Source organism: Occallatibacter gabretensis (assembly GCF_001449115.1).
GTDB classification, from domain to species: Bacteria; Acidobacteriota; Terriglobia; order Terriglobales; family Acidobacteriaceae; genus Telmatobacter; species Telmatobacter gabretensis.
Map to the genome: position 1 here is coordinate 131,066 of NZ_LAIJ01000010.1, position 11,953 is coordinate 143,018.

General features: G+C 59.0%; 10 protein-coding genes. 7 read left to right on the forward strand and 3 right to left on the reverse strand.

Features of this window, described 5'->3' with window-relative positions; genetic code table 11:
• Positions 1-10: 10 nt before the first annotated feature.
• Both VO84_RS16865 and tssK (VO84_RS16870) read right to left on the reverse strand, forming a co-directional pair.
• A complete protein-coding gene (locus VO84_RS16865) occupies positions 11-718 on the reverse strand; it encodes a DotU family type IV/VI secretion system protein (RefSeq protein WP_058188920.1) in 708 nt (235 codons plus the stop codon).
• Positions 715-2,067 carry a type VI secretion system baseplate subunit TssK gene (gene tssK, locus VO84_RS16870; RefSeq protein ID WP_058188921.1) on the reverse strand — a complete coding sequence of 451 codons (1,353 nt, stop codon included), beginning with the start codon at positions 2,065-2,067 and terminating at the stop codon, positions 715-717. The genes VO84_RS16865 and tssK (VO84_RS16870) overlap by 4 nt, the downstream gene beginning before the upstream one ends.
• Positions 2,068-2,407: 340 nt before the next feature.
• On the opposite strand from tssK (VO84_RS16870), the gene VO84_RS22620 reads away from it, so the two are divergent.
• Entirely contained in the window at positions 2,408-4,891 is a 2,484-nt protein-coding gene (locus VO84_RS22620) for a hypothetical protein (protein ID WP_058188922.1), read from the forward strand.
• 126 nt (positions 4,892-5,017) lie between these two features.
• Here VO84_RS22620 and tssK (VO84_RS16880) read toward each other — a convergent pair whose 3' ends face one another.
• Positions 5,018-6,373, reverse strand: a complete 1,356-nt coding sequence (gene tssK / locus VO84_RS16880; protein WP_058188923.1) for a type VI secretion system baseplate subunit TssK — start codon at positions 6,371-6,373, stop codon at positions 5,018-5,020.
• Between the two features lie 366 nt (positions 6,374-6,739).
• Between tssK (VO84_RS16880) and tssB the strand changes: the two genes are divergently transcribed.
• The 6 genes from tssB (at position 6,740) to tssE (ending at position 11,953) form a co-directional block, all read left to right on the forward strand.
• Entirely contained in the window at positions 6,740-7,255 is a 516-nt protein-coding gene (gene tssB, locus VO84_RS16885) for a type VI secretion system contractile sheath small subunit (protein ID WP_058188924.1), read from the forward strand.
• A complete protein-coding gene (gene tssC / locus VO84_RS16890) occupies positions 7,255-8,742 on the forward strand; it encodes a type VI secretion system contractile sheath large subunit (RefSeq protein ID WP_058188925.1) in 1,488 nt (495 codons plus the stop codon). Before tssB ends, tssC begins: the two co-directional genes overlap by 1 nt.
• A gap of 69 nt (positions 8,743-8,811) precedes the next feature.
• Positions 8,812-9,291 (forward strand): Hcp family type VI secretion system effector, encoded by a 480-nt coding sequence (locus VO84_RS16895; RefSeq protein ID WP_058188926.1) that lies wholly within the window; start codon positions 8,812-8,814, stop codon positions 9,289-9,291.
• A 6-nt stretch (positions 9,292-9,297) separates the two neighbouring features.
• Positions 9,298-10,011, forward strand: coding sequence for a type VI secretion system accessory protein TagJ (locus VO84_RS16900; RefSeq protein WP_058188927.1), 714 nt, complete (start codon positions 9,298-9,300; stop codon positions 10,009-10,011).
• A 1-nt stretch (position 10,012) separates the two neighbouring features.
• On the forward strand, positions 10,013-11,374 hold the full coding sequence (gene tssA, locus VO84_RS16905; protein WP_058188928.1) for a type VI secretion system protein TssA: 1,362 nt from the start codon (positions 10,013-10,015) through the stop codon (positions 11,372-11,374).
• A gap of 111 nt (positions 11,375-11,485) precedes the next feature.
• The gene (gene tssE, locus VO84_RS16910; protein ID WP_058188929.1) at positions 11,486-11,953 is read left to right on the forward strand and encodes a type VI secretion system baseplate subunit TssE; all 468 of its coding nucleotides are present in this window, start codon (positions 11,486-11,488) and stop codon (positions 11,951-11,953) included.

An 11,953-nucleotide genomic window follows, 5' to 3' on the forward strand; every position in this document is an offset into this window, starting at 1 on the left:
TCTCCGGGAATCAACCAACGACGGAGGTTGCTGCTGCCGATACTGATTGGCCGAGAAAGAAAATGTATCCGGCGTAGGCAAGCACGGTAAAGACAACAATCAGGATGGCGGCGATTTTTAACAGTGTGACAAATGGATCGGCGGCTTTTGCGGTGGGCGCGGCCGGTGCTTCGAGCGGGCGGAAGAGCGCCCAGGAGCCGCGGATGCGTACGATCTTGTCGCGAATGCGCTGAAGGACAGTCTGGATTTCAGAGGCATCGCCAAAGGCGAATTTGCCGCGATAGCCGAGCATGAGGCAGAGGGCGTGGAGCTCAAGCGCGTCGGCAACTTCAGAGGAGTCGGGGCGGTTGAGCAGGTCGGTGAGGTTTTTGAAGAACATTTCGCCAGCCACGTGGGCTCCGAACATCTCTTCCTGCAGGGGACGGCGAGCCCAGTCGGCGAAGACCGGGTCTTTGGAGTTGAGGATGCTTTCATCGACGAAGCCGATGATGGCGTAGATGGACATGCGGGTGATCTCGTCGGAATACCCCTGCGCGGAGGCGTCCTTGACCGCGCTGGAGATCATCTGACGGAGGCTGGTGCGGAAATAATCCGCGCTCTCCACGCGCTGGCCGAGGACACGCGTGCGGAGGACGACGGTGAAGACTTCCTGAAAGACGAGAGCGAGATTATTGGTTTTCGGCTCCGGAATGACAGAGGCGGTGGCAGCGGTGGTCATGAGTTGGCCTCCAGAATGACGGTGAGATCGAACTGTGCATCTCCGAGATCTCCGGGCAGATAGACTCCGACCTGTTTGGTCTGGAGAATGTGCTGCCAGCAGGGCCCGGCCATCGATACAGAGAAGTAGTGCATGTCAGCCTGCGCGCGCATCGCGGATGGAGGAACGGGCAGGTGCGCCAGCTCCATGCCGGGCAGCGCGCGCTGAACGAGTTTGCCTACGCCTTCCGCGGAACAGATTTTGATCAGCTGCGGCGCCTGGCGCAGCAGCATGGATTCCGCGATGGAGGAACGAATGCCCAAGATCCAGCGCGCCCGGCGCAGGCAACGTTCGTCGAGAACAGGCGCGGAATAAATATATTGCGCGGACTGCTTGAAGTCGAGCGTGACGGTATTGGAGGGCGCAACGATCTCAAGATACTTGCGGATGAGCGCATCCATTTCGCCGAAGGTGGCGGTAAGAAGGCCGTGGCGGTAGGGCGGGATCTCATTCGGGCGGGCCTGCACGGCAAAGGTGCTGAGCGCTCCGGCAAGCCGGGCGAGATCGCGGTAGACATCTTCGGGATGGCTGCGGCGGTCCTGCAGATGATGGCGCAACGCGGGCAGCGAGACCGAAAGCGCATGGATGAACCAGTAGTTGGCGACGTCGAGCGCCGAGGTGCCGAGTTCCATGCCTCGCGAAGTGCCACGCACGGCGCGGGTGGAAGCGATTTTCTCCTCGATGGCGTGCGCGAGATTGTGCAGGAGCAGGACGAGGTTTTCGCAGGCGGCAATGCGGAGGCAGGGCGGGATGTAATCCGGATCGGACATGAAGCCGCCTTTGCCGTCGCGCTGGATGCGGGCGATGGGGAAGGCGACCATATCGTCAGTGACTTGCGCCTGACTGAGCAGCGTGAAGTTCTTGTGCGCGAAGGAGACGTTGTACTCGCCGTTGCCGTAGGAGTCGTCGCGGACGGTTTTTTGCGTGGCGCTGTAGCGCGAGGAGCCATTACCAGTGAGATTAGTGTCGGTTCCGTCGTCCCGCCGTTTGGGAATTCCCAGATACAAAAGTACTTCGCTGTCTGTGGGAGTAAAGACCTTGTCGAGCGGAAGCGGGGGCGGCGGCTGGTCGCAATCGGGCAGATCGAAGACGAGGCCGTCCGGGAGAATTCCGGAAGCGAAACTGAGTGTGGCGACACCATTCTTGAGAGCGGCGGCGTCTATGGAGAAGTGCAGAACACCCCAGGGCTCCTGATGCAGATAGGCGTTTAGAAACCAGAGAGTGTCTTCAAAATACCGGCTCTGAGCCTGAAAGTGGTGCGGGCCGAGATGCATTCCTTCAGACCACACAACACGCGACAGGAATTTCATAAAGGGGACCGCCGTGACCGGTGACAGAATTTTGAGCAAAGGAGGGAGACGGTGCGACAGCACAAAGGCAAGGCGGCCCTCCCAAAACAAAAACCAGAACTGCGAATGAAACTAGCCACTAAGCTATCTCATTCGTACACGATTGCCGAAAGAATTCGATATGGGACCCGTCTTGAAACGGATCTCATACAGAACACGGCAGCGACAGAGCATAGTGATGAGACAGCTCGAAGTGTAACGTCGGCTATATTAGAACGCAAATGCATTTTCCTCAAGCGATTTGGGTTAATCTTGCGTGGTGATGAAAGACGCATGAACTGGATGCGATTGGAGGCGGGATATGGGTAACGAAGAGAACAGGAATCCGGGTGAGCCCGCCAATCGACAGGGAGCGCAGGATGGCGATGCGGGGCAGGGCGTCGGGGCCACGTCGGCCTTTGGGACGGTGAAGCCCGGAGCAACTCCCGCCGCTGCTGCCTTCGAAGACGATCTGCTGAGCATGCTGCTGGGCCGGGATAAGAAGCCTGCTGCAAATGCTCCGGTCCCTGTGGCTACGGCACCGTTGCAATCAGAACCGGTGGTGCATGAGGTGGCTGCGCCTGGTTCGGGAAATCAAGATGATATTTTGAGCCGGTTGTTCGCGGCGGATGCTCCGGGCTCGTTTTCGACTTCGGCACAGAATGCATTTGCAGCCCCGGCGCAAGCTCCGCCAACATCGCAATCGCATCCTCCGGCTCGCCATGGGGATTCGAAGCCTGGCGTATTTACGCAGATGTTTCAGACAAGGTCAGCGTCTTCGCCGGTGAGCTCCGGCGTGGGCGGAGCGGCTCCTTCGCCTTCTGCTGCGCCGGTAACGCCTGCGGTTGCGCCTGGATCCGGTTCTGGGGCGTCCAGCGGATTTACGGAAATTTTCGGCAAGGTTTCCGCTCCTCAGAGCGCGCCTGTGGCACCCGCTCGAGAGCCAGAGCCGTTATTTCCGCCGGCAGCCGCACAACCCGTTTCGCAACCTGCATCTCAGCCAGGATCGTTCACGCAAGTTTTCGGCTCCTTTGGAGGAGCTGCTGCTGCGGCTACTCCGCCCGCGCCGCCGGCGCGAGAGCCTGAACCATTCTTTCCGCCGGCAGTCGCGCAGCCTGTGCAGCAGCCTACTTCGCAGCCAGGATCCTTTACGCAGGTTTTTGGTTCCTTTGGAGGAGCTGCCACTCCTCCGCCCGCGCAGCCCGTGCGAGAGCCTGACCCATTGTTTTCTCCGGCTGCCGCGCAACCGGTGTCGCAACCTCCGTCGCAGGCGGGATCCTTTACGCAAGTTTTTGGCTCCTTCGGCGGAGCGGCTGCTGCTCCGCCCGCGCCTGTGCCGCCTGCCACGCCAGTGATTCCGACTGCTCCAGCACCTGAGCGATCTGCGGGAGGATTCACGGCACTTTTCAGCACGGCTGCTGCGGAGCCCAGGACACCTGTGCCCTCCTCCAGTCCAGATTCCGCCACTGCTGCGTTCCGGCGGTCGGCGACGGGATCATTCAGCGCCTTTGGTGGAGCTGCGGCGAGCTCTCCTGTGACACCACCGACGCCGGCGACACCGCCGACACCTCCAACTCCGGCGACGCCTCCGACACATGCAGGGACAGCGACAGCATCGTTTTCAATGGCGACGCCTGCCGCGCCTGTATTCCCATCTGCTGAAGCCTCGCCATTTCCGGCTGGTCCCTCTTCGCCTTCCTCCGGCGGATTCACATCGCTGTTTGCTAAGCTTCCAGCCGAGGAGCGGGATCGCGCGCTTTCAGGCGGGCCTGCGCCCAACACGCCGCAGCCTTCGCTGACGCAGATGTTCGGGGCGTTAAGTGGTGCCGGGAGCAGCGCGCCGAGCACGCCCGCGGCTCCGCCATCCGATCCTGCATCGTTTACTCAGATTCTCTCGCGTTCCGCGGCTGCGCCGCCGCAGCCCAGTGCGCCATGGGAGCCCGTGCGAGAGGCGCCGAGTGGATTCGCTGCACGGCCCGATCCTTTTCCAAGCGCGGCAGGCGGGTTTGGCGTTACGCCTTCGGGTCCGCCATCCGACCCCAGCATGAATGTCAGCGTGACTCGGCTGCTGAACAGGCTGGACAGCACGCCGTCTGCGCCGTACAGTGCGCCAGCTCCTTCCAATCCGGAGCCAGCGCCAGCGGGGGATTCCTGGACAAAGACCTTTGAGACGCTCAGTTCGCCCTCCTCGCCTGCTGCGGCGGCACCGAGCGGGTTTGGATCTCCAGGCGGGAGTTATACGCCGGTTCCATCAAGCGGCGGTGACGCAACGCGTGCCATGTTCAGGCCGGTAAACACCGGGCCGGCCTCGAATCCGCAAAATTCGGCAGCACCTGCACCGCCGGAGTCTTCAGGACCGAGCGAGGTGACGCGCATCATCAATGCTTCGAAGATGCGGGAATCGGCTTTGCGCGGCGGTGGAGCGCAGGATCAGCCCGCAGCTGCGGGTGCGCCGCAGCCAACCGGTGGTGCGCCGCCAGCGATGCCGGGCGGGGTGAAGTTCACTCCGCCGCAGATGCAGGTGCCGCAGATGAATCCGCAGGCGATGATGCATCCGGGTGGTATGGGAGCGCCTGGTGGAATGGGTGCAGGTGCGGGTGCTGGCGGCGGAATGCAAATGCCGCATATGCAGATGCCACCGATGCAGATGCCTCAGGTGAACCTGCAGCCACCTGCAGTGCCTGCACCACCAACTCCGGCGGCTGTGCCCAACAAGTTGCAGCAGTTGATTCCGCTGTTTCTGGTGGTGATTATCTTCTTGCTGGTGGCGTTGATCGTGACGGTAGTGTTCGTGATGAAGCACTAGGATGCATTGCCTGCAAGCATCCCTCGGGGACTAAAGCCCCATCATTTTTTCGAACATTTTCGGTACGACTAAAGTCGTGCCCTTTCAAAACATTGAGCAAGAGAATTCGTCGGTTTTTGCGTGGCCCTACTGTGGCTCGGGCAGCAGGATGATCAATTCCATCGACGGGTTGAGAATCTCCGAGGGTGCGTAGCTGGCAAAGGTTCGCGAGCGTACCACGGAGTCCCAGAAGGTTCCGCCCTGCTCTACGGCAAAGTAATGATGCTTGAGCTTGACAGGGATGGCGCGCGGCGGCGTGGCCACATAGGCCAGCCTGAGACCGGGAAGAGCATTGCGAATGAGCAGCTCAATCTCGCTGGCTGAGCCGGTCTTCATGAGCTTAGGCACGCGCTCGATGAGATCGGCGTCGCGCGTGTCCGATGCGACGGCAAGATAGAAGCGCGAGCCCTGGAAGTAGGCATCCTTGTCTATGGACGTGGCGTAGATGGTGTCGCGCACGAACCTGAGCGGGAGTGAGATGAAGTTACTGGGTACCACACTGTCGAGCATGATGCGGATCAGGCGATCCATTTCCGCAAAGCAAACGCCAAGCTGATCGTGGTGATACGGAGGCAGGTTTCTGGGGGCAATCTTCTGCGAGAAGGTGGTGAGAGCGCCGGCCAGCGCACCCATCTCTGTAAAAAGCTGTTCCGGCAGCACGCAGCCCGACTCAAGATAATGCCGGAAGATGGGCAGATGGCTGTTGATGGTGTAGAGCAGCCAGAAGTTAGCGATGTCCGAGGCAGAGAAGTCCGCGAGGGATTGATTTTTCTGCCGCCGCGCACCCGAGAGCTGGCTGGAGCGCGTCACGATGAGTTCAATGAGATTGCTCAGAATGCCTTTCAGCAGTGGGTGTGCGTGAGCATTGATCAGCGGCGGAACGAAGTCTGGATCGAGCTGGTAGGAGCCGGTCTGCGAGCGGAGCACGCGGGCAAAGGCGAGCGTGACTGAGCCCTCGCGGCTTTCTCCTTCGGCAAGTATCTGGAGATTTTTACGCGCCACCTGCACCGGCTTTTCAGCGCTGCCGGAGTTTTCATCGCGGACCATGAGCACTTGCGCTTGAAAGCGCGTGCTGACGTTGCCGCGGTCCACGGAGACATTCATGCCGCCGTGCAGATATTCCGGAATGGCGAGATAGAAGATGCAGCTGGTGATGCCCTGGCGGAAGCACTCGTCTAGCACGCGCGCCGCAGGCGGGTGCTCAGAGGCCGGAATGTCGATGGGCAGCGCGTCCGGAAACAGGCCCGATGCGCTGAGGATGGCGAGGCGGCCTTCCGAGAGCGCTTTGGTATCGATCTGAAGTTCGCGAAGTCCCCACAGGTGCGGGTTCAGTGAGTCGAGATAAAACCGTGCGCAGTCCTCAACAAATCGCTCCTGGCATTGCAGATGCTGCGGTGAAAGAAACGTTCCTTTCGACCAAACGACTGGTTGAAGTTGTCTCATGTCGGGGCCTCGCCTGAGTATCGCATGATACGACAACGAGCGGAACGTCACTATGGGTACGCAGACATCGCGCGGGAACGAAGGCGCAGATTGCGATGAGGAGATTCTCAAAAAATAACGGATTGACATAGCGACAGCGCCAGAGCATAATTTTGCTCGGTTCATCTCACCGGGGAAAATTGCTCTGAAATTGAGTGGGTGAAAGAGGGCGCCAATTGGCGCCACTTGTCACGTCCGTAGTAACCAGGTTTGTCGCTCAAGATCATTGTCCTAAAGTAATCTTGTCCGGGAAAAATCCAGTAGACAGTGCGTCTGGTGTTGTGTTCAGGTTAGTGTCACGGAAATCAATCGAATAGCGGAGGTTGTATGGGCAGGGAGAGCACCCAGCAAAAACTTAGTCGCGTCCGGGCTCCTCGGGTGCAGATTACTTACGACGTGGAAACCGGCGGCGCAATCGAATTGAAGGAGTTGCCCTTTGTGATGGGTGTACTGGGCGATCTCACCGGCCATCCTGAGCAGCCGCTTGCGGCCCTGAAGGATCGCAAGTTTGTCGAGATCAATCCCGACAACTTCGACAGCGTGCTCAAAGGCATGCAACCCCATCTGAAATTCAAGGTTGAGAACAAGCTCAGCGACAAGGCCGGCCAGATTGCCGTGGATTTGAAGTTTGACAGCATGGACGACTTCTCGCCCGCCAAGGTGGCCGAGCAGGTTGGCCCCATCAAGGAGCTTCTGGATCTTCGTACGCGCCTTTCCAACCTGCGCGGCAGCCTGCAGGGCAACGACCAACTGGACCAGGCGCTCTTCGATGCGGTTTCGAACACCGAGGAATTGAACAAGCTGAAGACCGAGCTGGACAAGAAGTCGGAAGGGGGTAACTGATGAGCACAGCCGATCAGGCAGCCGCCCAGGCCGCTGCCGCAGAAACTACGGAAGTAACGCTACTCGATTCGATCATCGCCCAGGGCAGGTTTGGCAAGGACACCGCCTCGCAGGAGCGCGGCAAGGACATGGTGAAGGAGTTCATCAACCAGGTTCTTGAAGGGCACATGACTCTCTCGCGCGATGCCGAAGCGACTATCGGCTCCCGCATTGCGGAGATTGACAAGCTGATCTCGGTGCAGCTGAACGAAGTTCTGCATCACAAGGATTTTCAGAAACTGGAAGGTACCTGGCGCGGCATCAAGTACCTGATGGACAACAGCGAAACGAACGACATGCTGAAGATCAAGGTGCTCAACGTCTCGAAGAAGGACCTGCTTCGCGACTTGCAGCGGGCGCCGGAGTTTGATCAGAGCGCGCTCTTCAAGAAGGCCTACGAAGAAGAATTCGGTATCTACGGCGGCGCTCCGTTCGGGGCACTGATCGGCGACTATGAGTTCACCCGCACGGGCGAGGACATTGAACTGCTGGAGAAGGTAAGTCAGGTGGCTTCCGCCGCACATGCTCCGTTCCTTACGGCGGCAGGTCCCGAGCTGCTGAACCTTTCAGGATTCGGACAACTGACCGGCATCCGTGATATTTCAAAGGTCTTCGACAACACGGAATACGCTCGCTGGAAGAGCTTCCGGGCCTCGGATGATTCGCGCTATGTGGCTCTGACGATGCCACACATCCTGATGCGCGAGCCTTACGGGGCGGAGACGCGGCCCATCGAAGAGTTTGCTTATGAAGAAGGCGTGGACGGTTCGGATCACTCCAAGTACCTTTGGGGGAATGCGGCCTACGCGCTGGGCGCGCGGCTGACGAACTCGTTTGCCAAGTTCGGCTGGTGCGCTGCAATTCGCGGCGTGGAGAACGGCGGCCTGGTGGAAGGTTTGCCGGTGCATAACTTCCGTACGGACGAAGGAGACGTCGCTCTGAAGTGTCCGACGGAGGTGTCGATCACCGACAGGCGCGAGAAGGAACTGGCCGATCAGGGCCTGGTGCCGCTGGTGCACTGCAAGGGTACGGACTACGCGGCGTTCTTCAGCGTGCAGACGGCCAACAAGCCGAAGAAGTACGACAAGGATGAAGCGAATGCCAACGCGAAGCTCTCGGCGCAACTACCGTACATGCTGGCGATGTCTCGCTTTGCGCACTACCTCAAAGCGATGATGCGCGATAAGCTCGGCAGCCCGATGAGCCGCAGCCAGGCGGATCTTTATCTGAACCAGTGGATCGCAAATTACGTGATTGCCGACGACAATGCTTCGAAAGAGGCGAAAGCCGAGCGTCCGTTGCGTGAGGCGCGCATTGAGGTCATGGAAGTACCGGGCAATCCAGGCGCTCTGCGCGCGGTGGCTTTCATGCGTCCTCACTTCCAGCTGGATGAATTGACCGTTTCACTTCGTCTGGTGGCGGAGCTTCCAAAACCTGCGGGCAAATAATCAAGTGTTGCTCGTTTGAGATTATCTTCAGCTCGCCTTGCGGAGGCGATAACGTGAAAGGATTCTTCCATGGCGGTAGATTTTTTTCTGAAGCTCGACAGTATTGATGGCGAGTCGGCGGCCGACGGCCATACGAATGAGATTTCGCTTCTTTCCTTCAGTTGGGGTGGAAGCCAGGTCAGCTCCGTAGCAGGAACAGGCGGATCGGGCGCGGGCAAGGTAAGCCTGGAAAATCTCCATGCGATGAAGTACTACGACAAAGCCAGCCCCTCTCTCTTCAAGGCGCTCATCTCGGGCACACATATCAAGACTGGCGTGCTGAGCGCTTGCAAGTCCGGTGTCACAGGCGGCAAGCCCTTCCTGAAGGTTTCCTTCGAAGAGCTTTTCGTCACGAACCTGTCGATCAGCGGTTCGAGCGAGACCCCGGCTGAGAGTGTTTCTTTCAGCTACAACAAGATCAAGGTGGAGTACAGCACGCAGGACGAGAAGGGCATCCTGACGGCTGTGGCTGCAGTCTCCTACGATCTGAAGGCGAACAAGGTTTCCTGAGGACCGATGACAGCCAAAGAGCTGTACCGCGAAGGAAAACTGCGGGAAGCGATCAAGGCGCTTGGCGACGAGTTGAGATCCAATCCACTCGACGCCACGCGCCGTACGTTTCTCTTCGAGCTTCTGCTTTTTGCGGGAGAGTATGATCGCGCGGAGAAGCAACTCGACATGCTTGCCACAACCGAGGCCAAGGCCGCAGGCGGCGCTTTGATGTATCGCACCGCCGTCCACGCGGAACGGACACGTGCCGAGATGTTTGCGCGTGGCGAAACGCCAGAGGTAAAAGACAGTCCCGCGTATGGGGGCTCTCTGAATGGCAAATCATTTGACGATATTTCGGATCCAGATCCGCGCATCGGTCCGAATCTTGAAGTTTTTATTGCCGGCAGCTATACGTGGATTCCATTTCAACACCTGCGCCGCCTCGAAATGGAGCGGCCTGCGAATTTGCGCGATCTGATCTGGGCAAGAGCGCGCATTGAGACAAGCAAGGAGTTCCGGCTGCAGGACCTCGGTGAGGTTCTGATTCCGGCGATTTGCCCGTTGTCGTTCCGTTATCCGGAGGAGATTGTCGCGCTTGGACGCGAGTCTGTCTGGGAGGCGGATGAGAAGTACGACGCGATTCCTTATGGGGCAAAGACGATGCTTGTGGATGGAGCCGATGTTCCGATCCTGGAACTGTTGAGCGTGGAGTGGCTGGCGAAGGAGAAGGAATCCTGAGATGCCCCTGCGCGACGACTTGCTGACACCCATTGAAGGCGACAATCCCTCCGGGCCGGAACTTTACTATGATCCTGTCTTCGAGCAGATCAAAGAAGCTCGACGCGAGGATGTGGACGATCTGCCTTCCGGCGGATGGGATGTAGCGAATCGGAAGAAGGCTGATTTCCGTACGGCGAACAAGCTCTCGGGAGAGACGGTTGCCAAGCGGAGCAAGGATCTTCGCCTGGCCGGATGGTACATCGAATCGAGCATCCGGCTGGAAGGTTTTTCCGTGCTGGCTCCGTCCATTGAGCTGCTGCGCGGATTGCAGGAGACCTTCTGGGACACAATCTACCCGATGATGGAGGATGGCGGCGACCTTGAGTATCGCGCCATGTCTGTGGATGCAGCCACGCGGCTGCTGACCGACGCCGTCCGCAAGCTGCCGCTGACCAAAAGCGGATTGAGCTTTGAGGTCTATAAGGATGCCCGCATCGTTGGCTACGAGAAAGATGCGACGTCAGACTCCAGACGCGAGTCGCGCGAGGATGCAATCAAACGCGGTCGGCTTACGGCTGAGGATTTCGACCAGGCCTTCCTGGCCACTCCAAAGGCTGTTTACTCGGATGCTGATGCGGCTCTGCGGGCAACCCTGGAGGCAGTCGCAGCGCTGGATAGCTATCAGCGGGAAGCCTATGGCTCAGATTTCTATCCATCGCTCGATAAGTTTCAAGAATCGCTTGAAGCGGTGCACGGGGTCGTTGAGACGCTCCTGAATGAGAAGCGGAAGACCGAGCCTGATCCAGTGGCGCCGAGAGCGCCGGGGGAAGGTGGCGAAGACGAGGGAGCCGGAGGCGGAGCGCAGGTCGGTATTCCGGGATTTTCCCTGCAGATTACGCGCATGGCGGCTCCGGGAGAGCTGGGCGCAGCCTATGGTTCTGTCGTGGCCAGCGCGGAATATTTTTTTGACGCGGACAGCCGGTCGGCTGTCCCGTACCTGATCTGCGCGGGGCTGCGGCTGGGCGAGACGCTGATGCAGGGGCAGTCGCCGCAACCAGGCTTTGCCGTGGGCCCGACGCCGGATGTACGCTTTGCGTTGCGCTCATTGGCTCAACAGGGCGCGTGGGCTCAATTGATTCGGGTGTCGCTGCCGATTCTTGCCAGCGAGTGCGCCCGTGGGTGGCTCGATCTGCACCGATATATATGGAGGGCCGCGCAGGAGATCGGCGCGGATGCGCTTTCAGCAGCGGTGGTGGGGACCATACGGAATCTGCTGGCCGTGCAGCCGGAGTTGCGGTACTGGATTCTGGAGGACGATACGGGAGCGGCTAATCCGGAAACGCAGCGGTGGATTGATTCCACGGTGCTGGGTCAAGGATAGCGCCGGCGATCGCAGAGGTTCGGTCCGGCTATTAGCTCGGCTTCGGAGTCGAGTGATGGATGCTACGCAAAATGAGCAGAGGTTCCGATCGGCTCTTGAAGGGAGGAACAGTTGGCGCGGGTCAGAACAGAGACGCTTATCACGCAGACGATTATCGACCGGTTCCTCCTTTCTCAGGATGACTGGCCGAAGACGCGCAAAGAATCTATGGACAAATACAGGGATGCTTTGCGTCGCGATCTGGAATGGATGCTGAATACTCGCAAGCCTGTTATGCCTATTCTGGAGCAGTTCCCAGAGGTCGCCAAATCTGTATTCAACTATGGCTTTCCCGATTTGCAGAACTTCGATCATTCGCAGGGGAATGACAAGGACGCGGTTTCGAGCGCGCTCGAAAAATGCATTCGGACCTTTGAGCCGCGCATTTATCAGCCGCACGTCTTTCTCACGCGATCAGACACGCTGGCCCGCAGCCTGAGATTTCATATTGAAGGGCAGATTCACTACGAGGATACGAAAGAAGACATCAAGTTCGACACGGTTCTGGAGTTGATCAGCGGGGAGTACGAGGTTTCCTGA